The organism is Streptomyces sp. NPDC089919 (genome assembly GCF_040684615.1).
Taxonomy (GTDB): domain Bacteria; phylum Actinomycetota; class Actinomycetes; order Streptomycetales; family Streptomycetaceae; genus Streptomyces.
Window position 1 is genome coordinate 62649 of record NZ_JBFBGK010000019.1, and the last position, 21695, is coordinate 84343.

At 74.6% G+C, this 21695-nt stretch carries 16 protein-coding genes; 6 read left to right on the forward strand and 10 right to left on the reverse strand.

All coding sequences use genetic code 11. From position 1 onward, the window contains the following. The first annotated feature begins 1 nt into the window (after position 1). The 3 genes from AB0O40_RS11270 to pulA all read left to right on the forward strand — a co-directional run bounded on the left by AB0O40_RS11270 (position 2) and on the right by pulA (position 8350). Positions 2-1012 (forward strand): LacI family DNA-binding transcriptional regulator, encoded by a 1011-nt coding sequence (locus tag AB0O40_RS11270; protein ID WP_365038423.1) that lies wholly within the window; start codon positions 2-4, stop codon positions 1010-1012. Positions 1013-1188: 176 nt separating this feature from the next. After that, positions 1189-2901, forward strand: coding sequence for a carbohydrate-binding module family 20 domain-containing protein (locus AB0O40_RS11275; protein WP_365038332.1), 1713 nt, complete (start codon positions 1189-1191; stop codon positions 2899-2901). Between the two features lie 103 nt (positions 2902-3004). Next, the gene (gene pulA, locus AB0O40_RS11280) at positions 3005-8350 is read left to right on the forward strand and encodes a pullulanase-type alpha-1,6-glucosidase (protein ID WP_365038426.1); all 5346 of its coding nucleotides are present in this window, start codon (positions 3005-3007) and stop codon (positions 8348-8350) included. Between the two features lie 146 nt (positions 8351-8496). Here pulA and AB0O40_RS11285 read toward each other — a convergent pair whose 3' ends face one another. The 7 genes from AB0O40_RS11285 to AB0O40_RS11315 all read right to left on the reverse strand — a co-directional run bounded on the left by AB0O40_RS11285 (position 8497) and on the right by AB0O40_RS11315 (position 15244). After that, complete coding sequence (locus AB0O40_RS11285; RefSeq protein ID WP_365038335.1) at positions 8497-8883, reverse strand: hypothetical protein; 387 nt, start codon at positions 8881-8883, stop codon at positions 8497-8499. A 72-nt stretch (positions 8884-8955) separates the two neighbouring features. Further along, on the reverse strand, positions 8956-9483 hold the full coding sequence (locus tag AB0O40_RS11290; RefSeq protein WP_365038338.1) for a GNAT family N-acetyltransferase: 528 nt from the start codon (positions 9481-9483) through the stop codon (positions 8956-8958). A gap of 28 nt (positions 9484-9511) precedes the next feature. Further along, entirely contained in the window at positions 9512-10261 is a 750-nt protein-coding gene (locus AB0O40_RS11295) for a TetR/AcrR family transcriptional regulator (protein WP_365038341.1), read from the reverse strand. Positions 10262-10323: 62 nt separating this feature from the next. Next, the gene (locus tag AB0O40_RS11300; protein WP_365038344.1) at positions 10324-11373 is read right to left on the reverse strand and encodes a PDR/VanB family oxidoreductase; all 1050 of its coding nucleotides are present in this window, start codon (positions 11371-11373) and stop codon (positions 10324-10326) included. Next, the gene (locus AB0O40_RS11305) at positions 11366-12259 is read right to left on the reverse strand and encodes a metal-dependent hydrolase (RefSeq protein WP_365038347.1); all 894 of its coding nucleotides are present in this window, start codon (positions 12257-12259) and stop codon (positions 11366-11368) included. The genes AB0O40_RS11300 and AB0O40_RS11305 overlap by 8 nt, the downstream gene beginning before the upstream one ends. A gap of 111 nt (positions 12260-12370) precedes the next feature. After that, positions 12371-14281, reverse strand: a complete 1911-nt coding sequence (locus AB0O40_RS11310; protein WP_365038429.1) for a hypothetical protein — start codon at positions 14279-14281, stop codon at positions 12371-12373. A gap of 162 nt (positions 14282-14443) precedes the next feature. Beyond that, positions 14444-15244 carry a tyrosine-protein phosphatase gene (locus tag AB0O40_RS11315; protein ID WP_365038350.1) on the reverse strand — a complete coding sequence of 267 codons (801 nt, stop codon included), beginning with the start codon at positions 15242-15244 and terminating at the stop codon, positions 14444-14446. Positions 15245-15470: 226 nt separating this feature from the next. Between AB0O40_RS11315 and AB0O40_RS11320 the strand changes: the two genes are divergently transcribed. Then, entirely contained in the window at positions 15471-16112 is a 642-nt protein-coding gene (locus tag AB0O40_RS11320) for a hypothetical protein (protein WP_365038353.1), read from the forward strand. 175 nt (positions 16113-16287) lie between these two features. After that, the gene (locus AB0O40_RS11325; RefSeq protein WP_365038432.1) at positions 16288-17622 is read left to right on the forward strand and encodes a PepSY domain-containing protein; all 1335 of its coding nucleotides are present in this window, start codon (positions 16288-16290) and stop codon (positions 17620-17622) included. A gap of 72 nt (positions 17623-17694) precedes the next feature. On the opposite strand, the gene AB0O40_RS11330 is transcribed toward AB0O40_RS11325, so the two are convergent. Beyond that, positions 17695-18339 (reverse strand): winged helix-turn-helix domain-containing protein, encoded by a 645-nt coding sequence (locus AB0O40_RS11330; RefSeq protein ID WP_365038356.1) that lies wholly within the window; start codon positions 18337-18339, stop codon positions 17695-17697. A gap of 436 nt (positions 18340-18775) precedes the next feature. Beyond that, positions 18776-19795 carry a glutamine synthetase gene (glnII, locus tag AB0O40_RS11335; RefSeq protein ID WP_365038359.1) on the reverse strand — a complete coding sequence of 340 codons (1020 nt, stop codon included), beginning with the start codon at positions 19793-19795 and terminating at the stop codon, positions 18776-18778. A 203-nt stretch (positions 19796-19998) separates the two neighbouring features. Between glnII and AB0O40_RS11340 the strand changes: the two genes are divergently transcribed. Continuing rightward, entirely contained in the window at positions 19999-20967 is a 969-nt protein-coding gene (locus AB0O40_RS11340; protein WP_365038435.1) for a Gfo/Idh/MocA family oxidoreductase, read from the forward strand. Positions 20968-21022: 55 nt separating this feature from the next. Here the strand turns inward: AB0O40_RS11340 and AB0O40_RS11345 are convergent, their stop codons facing one another. Continuing rightward, complete coding sequence (locus tag AB0O40_RS11345) at positions 21023-21655, reverse strand: hypothetical protein (RefSeq protein ID WP_365038362.1); 633 nt, start codon at positions 21653-21655, stop codon at positions 21023-21025. Between the last annotated feature and the right edge of the window lie 40 nt (positions 21656-21695).

A 21695-nucleotide genomic window follows, 5' to 3' on the forward strand; every position in this document is an offset into this window, starting at 1 on the left:
CCTGCGCCTCGCCGACATCGCCGCCCAGGCGAAGGTCAGCGAGGCCACCGTCAGCCGGGTGCTCAACGGCCGCGCCGGGGTGGCCGCGGCCACCCGGCACAAGGTGCTGGCCGCGCTCGACGTCCTCGGGTACGAGCGGCCGGTCCGGCTGCGCCGCAAGAGCAACGGCCTGGTCGGACTGCTCATCCCGGAGCTGACCAACCCGATCTTCCCGGCCTTCGCGCAGGTCATCGAGCAGGCGCTGGCCGGGCACGGCTACACGCCGGTGCTGTGCACCCAGACGCCGGGCGGGGCCACCGAGGACGAGCTGGTCGAGCAGCTGGAGGCCCGCGGGGTCACCGGCATCGTCTTCCTCTCCGGGCTGCACGCGGACGCCTCCGCCGACCCGTCCCGCTATCGGGAACTGGCGGCGCGGGGCGTGCCGTTCGTCCTGATCAACGGCTACCACGAGCAGATCAACGCGCCCTTCGTGTCCCCGGACGACCGGGCCGCCGCGACCATGGCGGTACGGCACCTCGCCGAACTGGGCCACCGGAGGGTGGGGCTGGCGATCGGCCCGACCCGGTACGTCCCCTCGCGCCGCAAGGCGGAGGGCTTCACGGCGGCGCTGGCCGAGCTGTTCGGGGTGGCCGACGCCGAACCGTACATCCAGCGCACGCTGTTCACGGTCGAGGGCGGGGCCGCGGCGGCCCAGGCGCTGCTGGACCGGGGCTGCACGGGCATCGTGTGCGGCAGCGACCCGATGGCGCTGGGCGCGATCCGGGCCGTCCGGCAGCGCGGCCTGCGGGTGCCGGAGGACGTCTCGGTGATCGGCTTCGACGACTCTCCGCTGATCCCCTTCACGGACCCGCCGCTGACCACGGTCCGCCAGCCGGTCCGCGCCATGGCGACCGCCGCGGTCGGCGCCCTGCTGGAGGCCGTGGCGGGCCATCCGGTCGCCCACACCGAGTTCGTCTTCCAGCCCGAACTGGTGGTCCGGGCCTCCACGGCCCCGGCGCCGCCCGCTCCCTGATCCCGTAGGCAGGGCCCCCCTCGCCCCGCTCGGCCGGAGCCTGTCGCCCCGGCCGGGCGGGGTTCTGCGTACCCGCCCGCGAAACAATTCTGCAATCTCTTGCGCAAGGTCTTGCAACATCCCTGCGGCCGCCCCTACGGTCCTGGCAATCCCCACCTCTCCCGCCAGGAGGTCCCATGCCCCGCACGACCCGACGCCCCGCCAGAAGAGCCGCCGTCGCCGCGACGATCGCCGCGGCGGCGGTCCTGACGGCCCCGGCCACGGCGCAGGCCACCCCGCCCGGCACCAAGGACGTCACCGCCGTCCTCTTCGAATGGCGCTTCCAGGACGTCGCCAAGGCCTGCACCGACACCCTCGCCCCGGCCGGCTACGGCTACGTCCAGGTCTCCCCGCCCCAGGAGCACGTCCAGGGCCCCCAGTGGTGGACCTCGTACCAGCCGGTCAGCTACAAGATCGCCGGCCGGCTCGGCGACCGGGCCGCCTTCAAGGCGATGGTCGACACCTGCCACGCCGCCGGCGTGAAGGTCGTCGCCGACTCCGTCATCAACCACATGGCCGGCCCCGGCAGCGGCACCGGCACCGGCGGCAGCGCGTACTCGAAGTACGACTACCCCGGCCTCTACTCCGGCTCCGACATGGACGACTGCCGCGCCACCATCTCCAACTACCAGGACAAGGCCAACGTCCAGAACTGCGAGCTGGTCCAGCTCGCCGACCTCGACACCGGTGAGGAGTACGTCCGCGGCCGGATCGCCGGCTACCTCAACGACCTGCTGTCCCTGGGCGTCGACGGCTTCCGCATCGACGCGGCCAAGCACATGCCGGCCGCCGACCTGGCGAACATCAAGTCCCGCCTGACCGACCCGAACGCCTACTGGAAGCAGGAGGCCATCTACGGCGCCGGCGAGGCGGTCTCCCCGAGCGAGTACCTCGGCAACGGCGACGTCCAGGAGTTCCGCTACGCCCGCGACCTCAAGCGCGTCTTCGGCTCCGAGAAGCTGGCGTACCTGAAGAACTTCGGCGAGGCCTGGGGCTACCTGCCCAGCGACCGGGCCGCCGTCTTCGTCGACAACCACGACACCGAGCGCGGCGGCGACACCCTCAACTACAAGGACGGCGCCCGCTACACCCTCGCCTCCGTCTTCATGCTGGCCTGGCCCTACGGCTCCCCGGACGTGCACTCCGGCTACGAGTGGACGGACAAGGACGCCGGCCCGCCCAACGGCGGCACCGTCAACGCCTGCTACAGCGACGGCTGGAAGTGCCAGCACGCCTGGCGCGAGATCGCCTCCATGGTCGCCCTCCGCAACACGGCCCACGGTCAGGGCGTCGTGAACTGGTGGGACAACGGCGGCAACCAGATCGCCTTCGGCCGCGGCGACAGGGCGTACGTGGCGATCAACCACGAGTCCGCCGCGCTCACCCGCACCTTCCAGACCTCCCTGCCCGGCGGCGACTACTGCGACGTGCAGAGCGGCCGGAGCGTCACCGTCGACGGCTCCGGGCGGTTCACCGCCACCCTCGCCGCCGACACCGCCCTCGCCCTGCACACCGGCGCCCGCACCTGCACCGGCACCAACCCGCCGCCCGCCTCCCAGGGCGGCGCGTCCTTCAACGTCACCGCCACCACCAGCTGGGGCCAGGACGTCTACGTGACCGGCGACCAGGCCGCCCTCGGCAACTGGAACACCGCCGCCGCCCTCAAGCTCGACCCGGCCGCCTACCCCGTCTGGAAGCTCGACCTCACGCTGCCGGCCGGCACCGCCTTCGCCTACAAGTACGTCCGCAAGGACGCGGCCGGGAACGTCACCTGGGAGAGCGGTGCCAACCGCACCGCCACCGTCCCGGCCACCGGCAAGGTCACGCTCAACGACACCTGGCGCAACTGACCCCGCGCCCCCGAGCGGGGGCCGCCCGGCATCCGCACCTCCCCCCACTGCCGGGCGGCCCCCACCACCACCTCAAGGAGACCGACCCTTGATACGCCCAGTCCTGCGCACGGCGGCCGGCACCCTGGCCGCCGCCCTGGCCGCGACGCTCGCCCCCGCCCTCCCGGCGGCCGCGGCCGCGCCGCCCGCGCCGCCCTCGGACGCCCGCCTCGCCGCCCAGCCGGCCCGGCACGACCTGACCCGCGAGCAGTTCTACTTCGTGCTGCCCGACCGCTTCGCCAACGGGGACCCGGCCAACGACGCCGGCGGTCTGACCGGCGGACGCCTGGAGACCGGCCTGGACCCCACGGACAAGGGCTTCTACCAGGGCGGGGACCTCAAGGGCCTGACCGACCGGCTCGACTACATCAAGGGCCTGGGCACCACGGCCATCTGGCTGGCCCCGATCTTCAAGAACCAGCCGGTGCAGGGCACCGGCAAGGACGCGTCGGCCGGCTACCACGGCTACTGGATCACCGACTTCACCCAGGTCGACCCGCACTTCGGTACCAACGCCGACCTGACGAAGCTGATCGGCGCCGCCCACCGCAAGGGCATGAAGGTCTTCTTCGACGTCATCACCAACCACACCGCCGACGTCATCCGCTACTCACCGGACGCCTCGGGCTACCTCTCCAAGGGCGCCTTCCCCTACCTCACCAAGGACGGGAAGCCCTTCGACGACTCCGACCACGCCGACGGGAAGCACCCCTTCCCCGAGACCGGCCCGGCGTCCTTCCCGCGCACCCCCGTCGTGCCGGCCGGCAAGCAGGACCTCAAGGTCCCGGCCTGGCTCAACGACCCGTCGATGTACCACAACCGGGGCGACTCCACCTTCGCCGGCGAGTCCTCCGACCAGGGCGACTTCTCCGGCCTCGACGACCTGTGGACCGAGCGCCCCGAGGTCGTCTCCGGCATGGAGAAGATCTACGAGAAGTGGGTCGCGGACTTCGGCGTGGACGGCTTCCGGATCGACACGGTCAAACACGTCGACCTGCCCTTCTGGACGCAGTGGGCCACCGCCCTCGACGCCTTCGCCGCCCGCCGCGGGCGCCCCGACTTCTTCATGTTCGGCGAGGTCTACTCCGCCGACACCGCGATCACCTCCCCGTACGTGACCCGCGGACGGCTCGACGCCACCCTCGACTTCCCGCTCCAGGACGCGATCCGCTCGTACGCATCCCAGGGCGCGCCGGCCGCCCGGCTCGGCTCGGTCTTCGCCGACGACTACCGGTACACCACCGACAAGGCCAACGCCTACGAGCAGGTGACCTTCCTCGGCAACCACGACATGGGCCGTTTCGGCACCTTCCTGAAGCAGGACCACCCCGCCGCCGCCGAGCGGGAACTGCTGGACCGCTACCGGCTCGCCAACGAGCTGATGTTCCTCTCCCGCGGCAACCCGGTCGTCTACTACGGCGACGAGCAGGGCTTCACCGGCGCCGGCGGCGACAAGGACGCCCGGCAGTCCCTCTTCGCCTCGAAGACCCCCGACTACCTGGACGACGACGAGCTCGGCACAGACCGCACCCACGCGAGCGACGCCTACGACCCGCAGCACCCGCTCTACCGGCAGATCGCCGCCCTCTCGAAGCTGACCAAGGCCAACCCGGCGCTGCGCAGCGGCGTCCAGACCGAGCGGCTCTCCCAGGACTCCCTCTACGCCTTCACCCGCACCGACGCCTACACCGGCACCGAGTACCTGGTCGCCGTCAACAACGCCACCGCGCCGAAGACGGCCCAGATCCCCGTCGACAGCGCCCCGGGCACCGACCTCACCCCGCTGTACGGCACCTCGGAGGCGGCCCGCACCGCCGACGGCGGCACGGTCACCGTCACGGTCCCGGCCCTCGGCTCCGTCGTCCTCAAGGCCGACGCCCCGCTGCCGGCCCCCGCCACCGCCCCCGCCCTCACCCTCAAGGCCCCGGCGCCCGGCGCCACCGGCACCGTCGAGCTCTCCGCCGAGGTCACCGGCGGCGCCCGCAACCGGGTCGTCTTCGCCGCCCAGACCGGCGACGGCCCCTGGCAGGTGCTCGGCTCCGCCGACCACGCCCCGTACCGGGTGACCCAGTACGTCACCGCCGCCGAGGGCACCGCCCTGCGCTACAAGGCCGTGGCCGTCTCGGCCGACGGCCGCACCGCGAGCGCCCTCGCGCAGTCGGCCGCCGGCCCGGTGCCGCCCGCCGAGGTCCCCACCGCCACCCAGGGCGACTACGCGGTCGTCCACTACAAGCGCCCCGACGGGGACTACACCGACTGGCGCCTGTACGCCTGGGGCGACCTCGCCGACGGCGAGGCGACCCCGTGGCCGGCCGGTCACGGCTTCACCGGCCGGGACGCCTACGGCGCCTTCGCCTGGGTCCGCCTCAAGCCCGGCGCCACCTCGGTCGGTTACCTGGTGATCGACAAGGACGGCAACAAGGACGTCGCGGCCGACCGCACCCTGGACGTCACCAAGAGCGGCGAGATCTGGCTCGAACAGGGCAAGGAGGCGGTCCGCACCGACCGCCCGGACCTGCCCGCCCCCGACCCCGGCACGGCCGTCCTGCACTACCGCCGCGCCGCCGGCGACTACGACGGCTGGGGCCTGCACACCTGGACCGGCGCCGCCGCGCCCACCGACTGGTCCAAGCCGCTGCTCCCCGCCCGCTTCGACGCGTACGGCGCGGTCTACGAGGTGCCGCTGGCCCCCGGCGCCACCTCGCTCAGCTACATCCTGCACAACGGCGACCAGAAGGACCTGCCCGCCGACCAGTCCCTCGACCTGCAGGCCACCGGCCCCGAGGCCTGGCTGCTGGCCGGCCAGGAGAAGCACCTGCTGCCCCAGCCGGCCGGCTCCGCCGCCGCCCTGGACCTCAGCCAGGCCAAGGCCGTCTGGATCGACCGCACCACCCTCGCCTGGAACGCCCCCGAGACCGCCGCCTCCGTCCAGCTCCTCGCCTCGCCGGACGGTTCGGTCAAGGCCGAGCACGGCGCCCTCACCGGCACCGCCCAGTGGCTGCGGCTGAACCGCACCCGGCTCACCGACGCCCAGCGGGCCCGCTTCCCGCACCTCGCCTCCTATGCCGCGTACTCCGTGGACGAGCGGGACCGGGACCGGATCCCGGCGGCCCTGCGCGGCCAACTGGTCGCCAGCGCCCGGGCCGTCAACGGCGCGGTGCTCGCCGCCACCGGCGTGCAGCTCGCCGGGGTCCTCGACGACCTGTACGCCCCGGCCGCGAAGGGCGCCGCCCTCGGCCCGGTCTTCGGCCGCGACGGCTCCGTACGCCTGTCCGTCTGGGCGCCCACCGCCCAGCGGGTCGCCCTCGACCTGGCCGGCCGTACCGTCCCCATGAAGCGCGTGGACGCCTCCGGGGTGTGGACCGCCACCGGCCCGGCCGCCTGGCAGGGCAAGCCCTACCGGTACGCCGTGACCGTCTGGGCGCCCACCGTCGGGCAGGTCGTCACCAACCTGGTCACCGACCCCTACTCCACCGCCCTGACCACCGACTCGGCCCGCAGCCTCGCCGTGGACCTGGCCGACCCGAAGCTGAAGCCGGCCGGCTGGACCGGCCTGCGCAAGCCGGCCGCCGTACCGCTGCGCAACGCGCAGATCCAGGAGCTGCACATCCGCGACTTCTCGATCGCGGACCGCACCTCCGCCCACCCCGGCCAGTACCTCGCCTTCACCGACACCGGCTCGGCCGGCATGAAGCACCTGCGCGAACTGGCCGCGCACGGCACCTCCTACGTCCACCTGCTGCCGGCCTTCGACTTCGGCACCGTCCCCGAGAAGCCCACCGACCGCACCACGCCCGCCTGCGACCTGTCCGTCTACGCCCCCGACTCCGAGGAGCAGCAGGACTGCGTCACCAAGGCCGCCGCCAAGGACGCCTTCAACTGGGGCTACGACCCGCTGCACTACACCGTCCCCGAGGGCTCGTACGCCAGTGACCCCGAAGGCACCGCCCGCACCGTCGAGTTCCGCCGCATGGTCCAGGGACTGAACGGCGCCGGCCTGCGCACGGTCATGGACGTGGTCTACAACCACACCGTCGCGGCCGGGCAGTCGGACAAGTCCGTCCTCGACCGGATCGTGCCCGGCTACTACCAGCGGCTGCTGGCCGACGGCTCGGTGGCCACCTCCACCTGCTGCGCCAACACCGCGCCCGAGAACGCCATGATGGGCAAGCTGGTCGTCGACTCGGTCGTCACCTGGGCCCGGCAGTACAAGGTCGACGGCTTCCGCTTCGACCTCATGGGCCACCACCCCAAGGCCAACATCCTGGCCGTCCGGGCCGCCCTGGACGCCCTGACCCCGACCAAGGACGGCGTGGACGGCAAGAAGATCGTGCTCTACGGCGAGGGCTGGAACTTCGGCGAGGTGGCGGACGACGCCCGCTTCGTCCAGGCCACCCAGAAGAACATGGCCGGCACCGGCATCGCGACCTTCTCCGACCGGGCCCGCGACGCGGTCCGCGGCGGCGGACCCTTCGACGCCGACCCGCGCCTGCAGGGCTTCGCCTCCGGCCTGTACACCGACCCCAACACGGCCCCCGGCAACGGCACCCCGGCCGAACAGAAGGCCCGGCTGCTGCACGACCAGGACCTGATCAAGGTCGGGCTGACCGGAAACCTCGCCGGCTACGCCTTCACCGACAGCACCGGCCGCCGGGTCACCGGCTCCGAGGTCGACTACAACGGCGCCCCGGCCGGCTACGCCGCCGACCCCGGCGACGCCCTGGCCTACGCCGACGCCCACGACAACGAATCCCTCTACGACGCCCTCGCCTACAAGCTCCCGGCCGGCACCACCGCCGCCGACCGGGCCCGGATGCAGGTCCTGGCGATGGCCACGGCCGCCCTCTCCCAGGGCCCGGCGCTCTCCCAGGCCGGCTCCGACCTGCTGCGCTCCAAGTCCCTGGACCGCAACTCCTTCGACAGCGGCGACTGGTTCAACGCGATCCACTGGGACTGCGCCGACGGCAACGGCTTCGGCCGGGGCCTGCCGCCCGCCGCCGACAACCGCGCCAAGTGGGAGTACGCCAAGCCGCTGCTGACCGGACCGGCACCGGGCTGCGCGCAGATCCGGGGCGCCTCGGCGGCCTACCAGGACCTGCTCCGGATCCGCACCACCGAACCGGCTTTCGGCCTGGCCACGGCCGCCGAGGTGCAGTCCGCGCTGTCCTTCCCGCTCTCCGGGACCGAGGAGACCCCGGGCGTGATCACGATGCGGCTGGGCGGCCTGGTCGTGGTCTTCAACGCCACCCCGCAGGAGCAGCGCCAGCACGTCGCGGCCCTCGAGGACGCCCGCTACGCCCTTCACCCGGTCCAGGCCGCCGGCGCCGACCCCACGGTCAAGCACGCCACCGCCGACTCCGGCACCTTCACCGTCCCCGCCCGCACGGTGGCGGTCTTCACCCGCCGCTGACCCACGCGGCGGCGCACGAACGGCGGATGCCGGGCCCGGTCGGGGAGGACCGGGCCCGGCATCCGTGCGTGGTGCGGGCGGTACGCCGTCCGGCGGGTGCCCGGTGCCGGACGGCTACCGGGTACGCGGTGCGGGACGACCGGCGGTCAGACCGTGATCCGGATCGCCTCCAGCCGCCGCGACTGGCCGGTGGTGCCCGCGTACACGGGGTTGCCGCCGACCCAGCCCAGCCAGCCGTAGTCCTGCACGTGCGCCTGCGCGTTCACGGTCCCGGAGCCGACCTGGAGGCCCAGCGCCTCCATCCGACGGGACTGCCCGGTGGTGCCGACGCCGACCACCTCACCGTCCCGGCCGCAGGCCCAGCCCTGCCAGCCGATGTCCTGGAGGTGGGCGGCGTAGCAGACCACCCGGGCGTTCGGGCCGAACGCGGCCCGCGCACGGCTGGTGGCCGCCTTCACCTCGGCCACCACCGAGGCCGGCGCACCGACCTGCGACACCGGGGCCGCGGCCCGGACCGGCGGCTGCGCGGGCACTGGGCCCGGCGGGCGGCCACCGCGGCGTCGGGGCCGTCCCCGGCCGGGCTGCGGGAGGCCGGGCCGCGGGTCTCAGGTCGTCGGCAGTCGCTTCTCCAGGAGGGTCACGCCGTAGACCCGGCCGTCCTTGCCGACCTTCGAGGGGAACTCGCCGACCACCGTGTACCCGGCGCCCTGGTAGTACTCCACCAGCCGCGGGTTGGCCGACTGGCAGTCCAGCCGGGCCAGTTCCCGGCCGCCGGCCGCGATCCGCTGCTCGGCGTGGGCCAGCAGGTGCCGCCCGGTGCCCGCCGGGGCCCGTCCGCGGTCGGTCATCAGCCGGTGCACGTACCCGGCGACCGGCGGCTGCACGCCCCAGGCCTCCTCGTCGGACCACCAGAGCTCATAGGCCCCGCACACCGCCCCGGCCGCGTCACAGGCCAGCCAGACCTCGCCCTCCCGCAGGATCCGCAGGAAGTGGCCGGCGTCCTTCTCCCCGGGCTGCCACTGGGCGATGTCCCGCCCGCGCATCCACCCCGCGGCCCCGTCGTACAGCCGCACCAACTCCGGCACGTCGCCTTCCAGCGCGGCCCGGAAGACCAACCCCTCGTCGAAGATCACCCGAGCATTATGGGCGGCGGAGCCGTCCTCAGCGCGGTGCCGGCACCGTGTCCGCGGCGGCGGAGGCGGCCGACACCGGGTCGCCGACCCGGGGGACCAGGGCCACCAGGCGGCCCACCAGCTCGCCGAAGGGGCCGTCGGCCGGCTCGTCGGAGAGGATCCGGACCAGCACCTCGGCCATCTCCGCGTCGTACGCGGCGCTCACCGCGGCCAGCGCGGCGAAGTCGTGCACCAGCTGCAACTCCAGCTCCGCACGCGGGATCCGCCGCCCGTCCAGCCAGATCAGCGCGGTGGACTCGGCCAGCGAGACCCAGGACCGCACCACCAGCTCCAGCCGGGCCGGCGGGGCGGAGGTGCCCAGGTGCGCCAGGATCTGCACGTACGCGGCCTGCCGCACCTCGTCGATCATGGCGTTGGTCCGGCTGGAACCCACCGCGGGCCCGCCGCGCATCAGCGCCGAGAAGCCCGGCCCGTGGTCCTCGACGAACTGGAAGTACCGGCCCATCACCCGCAACAACCGCGCCCCGAGCGGCCCTTCCATCGGCTCGTCGAACCGCCGCGCCAGCTCGTCCGCGGCCCGCCGCAGCGCCGCCTCGTACAGGCTCAGCTTCCCGGGGAAGTAGTGGTAGACCAACGGCCGGGAGATCCCCGCGGCGGCGGCGATCTCGTCGATCGACACGTCGTCGGGCGAGCGGTTGCTGAACAGCTCCAGCGCCACGCTGATCAGCTGCTGCCGCCGCTCCTCCACACCCATCCTGCGCCGCACCCCGCTTGTCATACCGCCCACCCTACCCATCCCCAACCAGCCTGCTACCGGGCCGGGGAGGCCGGGTTCCGCCCCTACAGGTCCAGTACCAGGTGGTCGCCGGCGGCGCGGGAGACGCAGAGGAGGATGGAGTCCTGGCGTTCCTCGTCGGTGAGGTGGTCGTCGCGGTGGTCGACGGCGCCGGACAGGACGCGGTGTTTGCAGGTGCCGCAGAAGCCCTGTTCGCAGGAGTAGGGGGTGTCGGGGAGCGCCGCGCGGACCGCGGCCAGGGTGGTCGAGTCGGCCGGGACCTCGACGGTGCGGCCGGAGGCGCGCAGTTCGAGGGTGAAGGGGCGGCCCGGGACCGGGTCGCCGGCCGGGGCGAAGCGCTCCAGGTGGAGGTCGCCGGCCGGCACCAGGTCGGCGACCGCGTCCATCAGCGGCTCGGGGCCGCAGCAGTAGACGGCCGTGCCGGGCGCCAGGTCCGCCAGGAAGGACAGGTCGAGCAGGCCGGCCTCGTCCTGGGGGACGACCGTGACCCGGTCGCCGTACCCGGCCAGTTCGGGCAGGAAGGGCATCGTGGCGCGGCTGCGGCCGCCGTAGTACAGGTGCCAGTCCGCGTCCGGGCCCAGCGCCCGGAGCATCGGCAGGACCGGGGTGAGGCCGATGCCGCCGGCGAGGAAGACGTACCGCGGGGCCGGGACCAGCGCGAAGCGGTTGCGCGGCACGCGCAGTTCCAGCTCGGCGCCCTCCACCAGGCGTTCGTGGACCTCGCGGGAGCCGCCCCGGCCGTCCTCGACCAGCCGGGTGGCGAAGGTGTAGGCGCCCGCCTCGGCCGGGTCCCCGCAGAGGCTGTACTGCCGGATCAGCCCCGACGGCAGGTGCACGTCGACATGGGCGCCCGGCTGCCAGGCCGGCAGGTCGGCGGACTCCACCCGGATCCGGACCACCCCCTCGGCGATCACCTCCCGCCGGGTGATCCGCCCGTACAGCGGCCGGCGCGGCGAGCGGCCGGAGACCGGCTCGGCCAGGGCCGGCAGCGGCCACAGCGGCGAGTCGGCGATCCTGGACCGCAGCGCCCGGCGGGCGAGGAGCGCCCCGGCGGCCAGCGCGGCCAGCTTCAGGGCGCGGGAGGCGTCAGGCACCGTGCGCACCGCCGTTCGCGCCCGGCGAGGTGGCCAGGTACGCCACCGCCTGCGCGGTCGACCCCTCTTGGGAGGGGTGGTACGAGCGGGACAGGTAGCGCGGGATGGACTTCAGCATCGCCGGGGTCGAGGGCAGCGTGCCCTGCGCGCCCGCGCGGAAGAACTGCCCCACCGAGGCCTTGCCGTCCCGCAGCGTCGGGTCGTTCTCCATGAAGAAGCGCGCCCCGCGCTGCCACAGGAACACCAGCGCGCTGAAGCCGGTCGCCCAGGTCCGCACCCGGCGCCGGTAGCTGCCGTCCACGTGCATGAAGAGGTCGAAGGCCACCGACCGGTGCTCCACCTCCTCCGCGCCGTGCCAGCGCAGCAGGTCGAGCATCGTGGGGTCGGCGCCCCGGCGGTCCAGCTCCTGCGCGTTGAGGATCCAGTCCCCGAGGAAGGCGGTGTAGTGCTCGATCGCCGCGATCATCGCGACCCGCTCCATCAGCCACCAGTGCCGCGCCCGCCCCGGCGGCAGGGTGCGGTCGCCGAGCAGCTTCTCGAAGAGCCAGTCCACCTGCGCGGTGTACGGGGTGGGGTCCAGGCCCTGGCGCCGCAGGTGCGGCAGGACGTCGTCGTGGGCCTGGGAGTGCATCGCCTCCTGCCCGATGAAGCCGATCACGTCCTCGCGCAGCCGCTCGTCCTCGATGTACGGCAGCACCTGCTTGTAGACGTGCACGAACCAGCGCTCGCCGGCCGGCAGCAGCAGGTGCAGGACGTTCATGGTGTGGGTGGAGAAGGGGTCGCCGGGAAGCCAGTGGAGGGGGGTGTCCTCCCAGGAGAACGAGACCTGGCGGGCCTTCAGCTCTATGTGCTCGGACGCCACCGGGGCAGGCTGCGTATTAGACATGGCGTCAATGTACTGAGCGGTAGAGCCCCGCAACAGCCCCGGGCGCCCAGTTCTTGCCGACCGGGACCGGCCCGCCGTACGGACACCCGCCCCGCCGTACCGCCCCCGCGGCTACCGGATGACGCCCACCCGGCTGCCGTCGGACAGCTTCCCGCTCAGCTCCACCTGCGCCCCGGCCCGGGCCGGGACCGCGATCCGGTGGCCCGGGGCCGTACCGTGCACCGCGCCGCCGACCGTCACCGAGGCGAACTGCCCGCTCCCCGCGGCCAGCACGTACCAGTGTCCGCCACCGGACTTCCACAACACCCCCGCAAGCGCTCGAGGACGCCTCGAACCGCAGTCGGGCCCGCCCTCGGCCCTCGCCACCAGCGCCCCGGGACCCGTGCCCGGCGCCTGGAACTCGGCCAGTACCCGGTCCTGCGCGCCCCGCCAGGTCTCCGCCCGGGTGCACACCCAGGCAGCCGTCCCCGAGGCCTCCGGCAGCTTCTGCTCGGCGTACGTCCAGGAGTTGACCGAGCGGACGCCGTGCGCCCGGACCGCCGGGAGCAGGCAGGCCGTCCGGGCCCAGCGGCCCAGCTCGGTGGCGCCGGCGACCTCGTGGGGGGAGCCGGGCGGGCCCGAGGTCAGCCGGGCCGGGATCAGCTCGCCCAGGTCGGTGACCAGCCGGGTGGGCGCGGCCGAGGCCAGCTCCAGGGCGTTCCAGGTGGCGCAGGAACGGTCCAGCGCCGGACCGGCCACCGGCGCCGTCACCCCGTCCGTCAGGTGCACCTCGGCCGGCGCGGTGGCCGGCTCCAGCAGGTCGCGCACCGCCACGGACCGGACCCAGGGCGCGGTCAGGTAGCGGACGTTGCCGTCCACCCGGCTCAGCACCACCGCGGTCGCGGTGTCGGCGGTGGCCGCGTCGGCCCGGGCGAAGTCCAGCGCGGCGACCGCGGTGCCGGTGCGCGGCTCGGCGTACCGCACCACCCGCAGCCCGTCGTACAGGAGCACCACGACCGCCTCGTCCACCTCGCCCGCGAAGAGCAGCTGCGGGGGGCCCATCGGGGGGCCGGACGGGGTGCCCGGGGTCGCCGAGACGTGCACGCTCGCGCCGGGCCGCGCCCAGACCGCCAGCGCCCGGCGCAGCAGCGCGGTGTCGCCGGTGCGGCCGCCGCGCGCGGGCCAGGCCGCGAAGTCGGTACGCGATCCGGTACGCCAGTCCGTGGCCCCGGCCCGGGTCAGCAGCGCCGGGTCCAGGGCCTGCTCGGCGGCGCTGTTGCGGGCGTAGAGCGGGGCCGCGGCACCGTCCGCGCCCCAGCCGCCGCCCGGCAGCGCCAGCAGGGTGCCGGCCACCGCCGCGGCGGCCACCGCGGCCAGCGCGGCCCGGCCCAGCCGGCGGCGGCGCAGCAGGTCGGTGGGGCGGACCTGGAGTACGCAGGGGTCGAACTCGGGGGAGTCCAGCAGGGCGTCGGAGTCCGCCTCGCCCGCCTCCGCGAGCGCCCCGGCCGGATCGGCCGCACCGGCCTCGGCCAGCACCCGCCGGACCTCGTCCGCGGGCAGCCGCTCCAGCGCCCGCAGCACGTACGCCGCCCGGCCGGGCCCGCTGAGGGTCGCCAGCCACTGGTCCAGCGCCAGCTCCTCGGCCCCGCCGGCCCGGGGGAACACCCGCAGCCCCCACACCTGGGGGAGCAGCCCCGGCAGCTGGGCCCGCCGGGGCAGGGCCCCGCGGCGCAGCGGCCGGCCGGCCTCCAGCGCGGCGCGCAGCACCCGCAGCCGGACCTCCGGGTACCCGGTCGCCGCGGCGCTCCCGCCGGGGGCCCGGCGCCCGCCGCGCTGGGCCGGCAGCGCCGCGGACCGGGCCCGCGGCAGCGCCCGCTGGGCGAGCGCGTGTGCGGTCAGCACCCGCCGGTGCCGCCCCGGCGAGGGCGGCAGCACCAGATAGGCGATCCGCACCAGCCGCCCGTAGTGCTCGGCGATGACGGCCTCCGCCTGGGCCTGCGCCTGGGCGGGGCGGGCGGGCTGGCCGGTGGTCTGGTCGGCCACGCGGGTGGCATCCGGGGTACGCACGTTCAGCAGAACGAGCGAATGGTCGGATGGTCACCGCCGCGGAGGCGCCGCGGCGGACGTCCGCCCCTCGGCCGACCGGCCGCGCCCCGCCTCGGACGAACCGGCGCGCCCGGCCTCGGGCGCCGGACCGCGCCCGCCTCAGACGACCAGCCGCGCCCGGATCGCCGCCACCGCCTCGTCGGAGACCTCCAGGCCCTCCCGCACGTACTTCTCCATCGACCCGTACCGCACCGCGACCTCGTCCAGGGCCGCCGCCAGGTACGAGGGCACCACGCCGATCAGCGCCAGGGCGATGTCGGGGTTGCCGCCGGAGGCCGCGAAGCCCTCGATCATCGGCGCGAAGGCCTGCCGGACCGCCGGGTTGACCGACAGGTACTCGGCCATCACCGTCTCCTCGTCCGCACCCAGCAGGGTGAGCAGCACCGTCGCCGCCCAGCCGGTGCGGTCCTTGCCCGCCGTGCAGTGGAAGAGCAGCGGCCCGGCGGCCGGGTCCGCCAGCTCGGTCAGCAGCGTCCGGTAGGCCGCCCGGCCCGAACCGGAGCTGACGAAGGACCGGTAGGTCTGCTCGAACAGCTTCTCCACCCGCCCGCCGCCCAGCTCCCGCTCGGCCACGATCGGGTCCGCCAGCAGGTGCTTGAGCTGCGCCGCGGCCGGCATCTCGCCCGAGTTCACCTTGTCCGCCAGGACGTCGGCCACCAGCAGCCGCGCCCCGGCCGGCACCCGGTCGGGGTGGTCGTGGCGCTCGGCGTCGGTCCGGAAGTCCAGGACGGTCCGCAGCCCCAGCGCCGCCACCACCGGGTCCGCGGCCAGGTCCAGCCGGTCCAGCTGCCCCGACCGGAGCACCAGCCCGCGCCGTACGCTCCCGCCGCCGCTCAGCGGGGTGCCCCCGAGGTCGCGCAGGTTGGCCACGGTGGTGGACGGGGCGGCGGTGGCGGTCATGGGCACGGCTCCAGCTCACTCGGCAACAAAGACGACTGATCGTCGTATGACCATAAAAACCGATACGAGCGCCGGGGTCACACCGGGGGCACCCGGTAAGGGAGCCCCGCGGGGCGGATGGAAAGATGGGCCGGTCATGTTCTGGAGTCCTGCGCCGATGCGTGCTGTGCGGGCCGCGATGTTTGCGGCGGTGTGCGTGGCATTGGCCGCGGTGGGGCATTCGTACATGTCTGGGCATGACATTCCGCCGCTCGTGCTGCTCGGGGCCCTCGGGTTGACCGGGGCCCTCGCCTACGCGGCCGCCGGCCGGCAGCGCGGCACCGCCGCCATCTCCAGCGGACTGCTCGCGGTACAGGGCAGCCTGCACCTGGCCTTCGCCGGCACCGAGACCGCACCGCCCGCCACCGGCGCCCCGCCCGCGCACCACGCCATGCGGATGGACATGCCGATGGATCCCTCCATGGACATGTCGATGCCCATGGACGCGGGCACCTCCATGGGCCACCCGCCCATGGGCCACATGGCGATGTCCGCCATGGACATGAGCGGCCACGGCGGCATGGCCGGGATGGTGCTGGCGCACGTGCTGGCCGGGGTGTTCTGCGCCCTGTGGCTGGCCCGCGGCGAGGCGGCCGTGTTCCGGCTGGCCCGGGTCGTGGCGCTGCGCGCCTTCGCCCCGGTCCGGCGGGCCGTCGCCCTGGTCCGGGCGCTCGCCCCCGCCGCACCCCCGCGCCGCCCCCGCCCCGCCGCCGCCCGCCCGCGGCGCCGGCTGCGCGGCGCGCTCCCCGCACACAGCCTGGTCCGGCGCGGACCTCCGGTGCTGCGAGCACCGAGCACCACGGCCCCCGGCCGGTGCGCCCCCGCCTGAGACAGACGGCGGCCCGGCGCGGCCAGGGGCCGGTTTCCCCATGTCTGCGCCAACACCGAGGACCGTCATGGCCGTCATCGATCCCGTGAAGGGGATCCCGTCCGTCGAGGACGACAACCGCACCCCCGAGCCGCCCGCCGGCCGCTCCACCTGGAGCGCGCTGCGCCCGCTGCTCATGCGCATGCACTTCTACGCGGGGCTGCTCATCGCCCCCGTCCTGCTGCTCGCCGCCGTCACCGGCACCCTGTACGCGCTCGCCCTGCCGGCCGAGCAGCTGGTCTACCGGCACGAACTGACCGCTCCCGTCCGGGACTCCGTCACCCCGCTGGTCGCCCAGGTCAAGGCCGCCGAGGCGGCCGAACCGGACGGCGTGGTGACCGCGGTCTGGCCGGCCCCCGAGGCCGGTGCCACCACCCGCGTCATCATGACCAGCCCGAAGGTGACGGAGGAGGGCCACGACCTCACCGTCTTCGTCGACCCCTACACCGCGCACGTCCGCGGCGCCCTGGAGACCTCCGGCGACGCGCTCCCGCTGCGCGCCTGGCTCTCCGCCTTCCACAGCAACCTCCAGCTGGGCGAGCCCGGCCGGATCTACAGCGAGCTGGCCGCCAGTTGGATGTGGGTGGTCGGCCTCGGCGGGCTCGCCCTGTGGCTGGGCCGCCGGCGGGCCTCCCGCAAGGCCCTGCTGCTGCCCGAGCGCGGCAGCGCCGGCCGCCGCCGGACCCTGTCCTGGCACGGCACGGTCGGCCTCTGGTCGGTGGCCGGCCTGGTGGTCCTCTCCGCGACCGGCCTGACCTGGTCCACGTACGCGGGCGAGAACATCGGGCAGCTCCAGGACCGGCTCGGCGGCGCCACCCCGAGCGTGGCGGCCGCGGTCCCGGGCGCGCCGGAGACCGGGGGCGGCGAGCACGCCGGCCACCACATGCCCGGCGGCGCGAAGATGGACATGCCGATGCCCGCGGGCAAGGACGTGGGCATCGACCGGGTGGCCGAGGCGGCCCGGGCCGCCGGGGTCGACACGCAGATACAGATCTCGCTGCCCGCCGAGGGCAAGGGGTACGTGGTCAAGGAGCGGGACCGGGAGTTCCCCACCCACCTCGACTCGGTGTCGGTGGACCCGGCCGACGGCACGGTCATGGACACCCTGCGCTTCGCCGACTACCCGCTGCTCGCCAAGCTCACCCGCTGGGGCATCGACGTCCACATGGGCTACCTCTTCGGCCTGGTCAACCAGCTGGCGCTGGCCGCGCTCGGCACGGCCGTGGTGCTGCTGACCCTGTGGGGCTACCGCATGTGGTGGCTGCGCCGGCCGACCAAGGACCGGCTGCTGAGCGCCGGCCGCGCGGTGCCGCCGGGCGCCTGGCGGAAGGTCCCGCCGGCCGTGCTGCTGCCGCTGGCCGCCCTGACGGCGCTGGTGGGCTGGTTCGTGCCGCTGCTCGGGATCAGCCTGCTGGCGTTCCTGGTGCTGGACGTGGCCGTGGCCCGGGTCCGGGCGGCCCGTACGGCCTGACGCCCGGACGGATGTGAGGAGGCGGGCCCGCACCCCCGGGAGGGAGTGCGGGCCCGCCGCCGTTCAGCCGGCTCACGGCGCGTACTTGTACCCCACGCGCCGGACGGTCTGGATGGCCCCGCGGTGCGCGGCGCCGAGCTTGCGCCGCAGCCGGGCGACGTGGACGTCGACGGTGCGGCCGTCGCCCACGTGCCCGTAGCCCCAGACCGTGGTCACCAACTGGTCGCGGCTGTGCACCCGGTGGGGGTTGGCCACCAGGTGGGCGAGGAGTTCGAACTCGAGGTAGGTGAGGTCCAGCTCCCGGCCGTCGACCTCGGCCGTGCGCCGGGCGTTGTCGATGCGGACGAGCGCGTCCCCGGTGACGACGGACTCCGCGAGCGGACCGGCCGCCGCGAGGGCCGGGACCGGGGCCACCGGCGGCTGCGGGGCCTCGTCGGCCGGTACCAGCACCAGGTAGCCGACCATCGGCGGCTGGCCCGGCAGGCTGGGCAGGGAGTGCGGGGGAGCCGGCAGCCAGGTGGCGCCGGGCGGCAGGAAGTCCACCACCCGGGCGACCTCGTCACGGCCGACGGAGCGCAGTCGGTGGCGGTTGGGGGAGGGGGCGTGGCCCGCGGCCCCGGCGGCCGGGGTCAGGGCGGGGGCGGCGGAGGCCGCCGGGAACGGCAGGGTCGCGGTCGCAGCGGAGGACGGGACGGAGAAGGAACGGGTGTTCGCCATGAGTGGTCAGCTCTTTCACGCGGAGAGTCGTCGGAGGAGACGTGCGTCGTACCGCGCAGACCGAAGGCCTGAACCTGTGGAAGGAAAGGCGTTAGAGGGCCGGCGCGTTCTTCGCGCGGCAACACACCCGGTCGAAGTCGTGATGCTGACGGGAGGGCCAGAAAGGCTCGAGGTCGCTGCGACCTGTCGAGGTGTGCGGATGGCTGGCCATGGCCCCATTGAAGCAGACGACACGCTCCCGTCGTAGTCCCGTCTCAGCCAGCAGATCCGGAAGTTCGAATTCCGTGAGACGGATCCTCCGGTGCGAAGCGGATGAAGCGCCGCGAACCCCTCGGGCATACGACGGAGCGCCCGCCGTGAGTACGGCGGGCGCTCCCCGGTCGGGCCGTCGGACGGCCCGTCAGCTCCCCTGATGGGACCCGGTCTCACCATGCGGTCAGACCAGGCCCTCCTTCTCCAGGCCGGTGCAGCAGGTGTCGACGATCAGCCGGGTGACGACGTACGGGTCGACGTTGGCGTTGGGGCGGCGGTCCTCGATGTAACCCTTGCCGTCCTGCTCGACCTGCCACGGGATGCGGACCGAGGCGCCGCGGTCCGAGACGCCGTAGCTGTACTCGTTCCACGGGGCGGTCTCGTGCAGGCCGGTCAGGCGCTCGTCGATGCCGGCGCCGTAGTTCTTGACGTGGTCCATCGGCTTGCTGCCCTCGCCCAGCGCCTCGCAGGCCGCGACGATCGCACGGTAGTCCTCGCGCATCGCCTTGGTGGAGAAGTTGGTGTGCGCGCCCGCGCCGTTCCAGTCGCCCTTGACCGGCTTCGGGTTCAGCGTGGCCGAGACGTTGAAGTCCTCGGCGGTGCGGTAGAGCAGCCAGCGGGCGATCCACAGCTGGTCGGAGACCTCCAGCGGGCCCACCGGGCCGACCTGGAACTCCCACTGGCCGGGCATGACCTCGGCGTTGATGCCGGAGATGCTCAGCCCGGCGGCCAGGCAGTGGTCGAGGTGCTTCTCGACGATCTCGCGGCCGAAGATCTCGTCCGCGCCGACGCCGCAGTAGTAGCCGCCCTGCGCGGCCGGGAAGCCGCCGACCGGGAAGCCGAGCGGGCGGTCCCCGTCGAAGAAGGTGTACTCCTGCTCGATGCCGAAGATCGACTCCTGGGCGGCGAACTTCTCCGCGACCGGGCGCAGCAGCGCGCGGGTGTTGGACTCGTGCGGGGTCAGGTCGATGTTCAGGACCTCGCACAGCACCAGGAGGTTGTCACCGCCGCGGATCGGGTCCGGGCAGGAGAAGACCGGCTGGAGCACCCGGTCCGAGGCGTGGCCCTCGGCCTGGTTGGTGCTGGAACCGTCGAAGCCCCAGATGGGCAGCTCCGCACCGTCGGCCAGGATCCTCGTCTTGGAACGGAGCTTGGCCGTCGGCTCGGTGCCGTCGATCCAGATGTACTCGGCCTTGTACGTCACGGGACTCATCCTTCGGCTCGCGGTGCTGCTGCGGGTGGCGCGCTGCGCGTCGCTGCGCACGCTGCGGTGTTGACCGCAGCGTGCCAAGGTGCGATTTCCCGACCGTTGCCCGTGTGTGAACCCCGTGTTACCGAGCCCCCGGGCCGCTCCCGGGTCCGGCGGCACCCGTACGGCACACTGTGCGGGTGACCATTTCGTACGATTTGAACTCCGGTGATGCCGCGGGCCCCGGCGGCGGCGCCACCCCCGGCGCCCGGCGCCCGCGCGTCGGCCTGCTGGGTACCGGCCCCTGGGCCGCCCGCACCCACGCCCCCGCCCTGGCCGCCCACGCCGGCTCCGACTTCGCCGGGATCTGGGGCCGCAACGCGGACGCCGCCGCGGAACTCGCCCGGGAGTACGGCGTGAAGGTGTACGAATCACCGGACGCGCTCTTCGCGGACTGTGACGTGGCGGCCTTCGCCCTGCCGCCGGACGTGCAGGCCCCGCTCGCCGTCCGGGCCGCCGCGGCCGGCTGCCACCTGCTGCTCGACAAGCCGGTGGCCACCACCGTCGAGGGCGCCCGGGACCTGGCCGGGGCCACCGCCCGGCACGGCGTGGCCAGCATCGTCTTCCTCACCCTGCGCTTCGCCGAACCGGCCGCCGGCTGGATCCGGGAGCAGGCGGGCCGGCCGGGCTGGCTGCACGGCCGGGCCCACTGGTTCGGCGCCGTCTACCCGCCCGACGGGGAGCAGAGCCCGTACGCCGCCTCGCCGTGGCGGCGGCAGAAGGGCGGGCTGTGGGACGTGGGGCCGCACGCCCTGTCCGTGCTGATCCCCGTCCTGGGCGAGGTCACCTCGGTCAGCGCCGCCCGGGGCCCGGCCGACCTGGTCCACCTGGTCCTGCGGCACGCCTCGGGGGCCTCCAGCACGGCCGCCCTCACCCTGAGCGCGCCGCGGGCCGCGGCCGGGGTGGGCCTGGAGCTGCGCGGGGCGCCCGGGGTGGCGGAGCTGCCGGACTGGACGGACGTACCGGGCGCCTACGGACGGGCGCTGGACGCCCTGCTGACGGCGGCCCGGACCGGCACCCCGCACCCCTGCGACGCGGAGTTCGGCCGCCGGCTGACGGAGCTGCTGGCCGAGGCCGAGGCCCAGCTGACGGCGGAGGACCGGGCAGCCGTCGAACCCTGCGGGTGAGTCGTCCGATGCGGGTGGGTCACTTGATATGGGCGGGGCATCTGATGCGGGTGGGTCACTTGATGACGGCGTTGGCCACCACGATCGCCAGCCCGATCGCCGCGTCCGCCACCCCGATGACCAGCGCCGACGCCAGCCGGTAGCCGGTCCGCAGGGCCGCGAAGGCACCCCAGGCGAAGAGCAGGCCGGTGTTCAGCCCCAGCCCGGTGGCGGTCACCGCGGGCTCGGCCCAGTCCCCGAGCCCGGCCAGGAACAGCAGCACCACGGTCGGCAGCGCGGCCACCACCATCGGCCACTCGTCCAGCAGCGCCCGGCCCAGCTGCCGCCACCGGTGGCCGCCGGGCGCGTCGGGGTAGGCCGCGGCGTGCGTGGACATGTGGTGGGCGTAGCCGTGCACCAGCCCGGCCGCGCCGACCGTCACCAGCACCCAGGCCGCGTCGTAGAAGGGCGTGTACTCGCCGGAGTTCTGGAGGGCGGCCAGCAGCGCGCTGGAGAGGACGGTGCCGTAGACACCGCCGAAGACCCACTCGGAGCCGGCCCGGCGGCCCGCGTCCGGACCGGGAACAGGCCCTGGGACCGGCCCCGGCTCGGGGGCCGGAGTGGCGGCCGCCGCGGCCGGTTGCGGGGTGCCCGGGCCCGCCGGGGCGCCGGGCGCCGGGGCGGGCCCGGCGGTCGGGTCGTCGTGCACGTCGTTCCCTCCACAGCCACCCCCGCGGTCGCCGCCAACG

Excerpts from the sequence above, each read along its gene's own strand:
- AB0O40_RS11275 (WP_365038332.1), top strand. The coding sequence starts at position 1,189 with ATGCCCCGCACGACCCGACGCCCCGCCAGAAGAGCCGCCGTCGCCGCG.
- AB0O40_RS11295 (WP_365038341.1), bottom strand. The coding sequence starts at position 10,261 with ATGACAAGCGGGGTGCGGCGCAGGATGGGTGTGGAGGAGCGGCGGCAG.
- AB0O40_RS11305 (WP_365038347.1), bottom strand. The coding sequence starts at position 12,259 with ATGTCTAATACGCAGCCTGCCCCGGTGGCGTCCGAGCACATAGAGCTG.
- AB0O40_RS11320 (WP_365038353.1), top strand. The coding sequence starts at position 15,471 with ATGTCTGGGCATGACATTCCGCCGCTCGTGCTGCTCGGGGCCCTCGGG.
- AB0O40_RS11315 (WP_365038350.1), bottom strand. The coding sequence starts at position 15,244 with ATGACCGCCACCGCCGCCCCGTCCACCACCGTGGCCAACCTGCGCGAC.
- AB0O40_RS11330 (WP_365038356.1), bottom strand. The coding sequence starts at position 18,339 with ATGGCGAACACCCGTTCCTTCTCCGTCCCGTCCTCCGCTGCGACCGCG.
- AB0O40_RS11325 (WP_365038432.1), top strand. The coding sequence starts at position 16,288 with ATGCGCATGCACTTCTACGCGGGGCTGCTCATCGCCCCCGTCCTGCTG.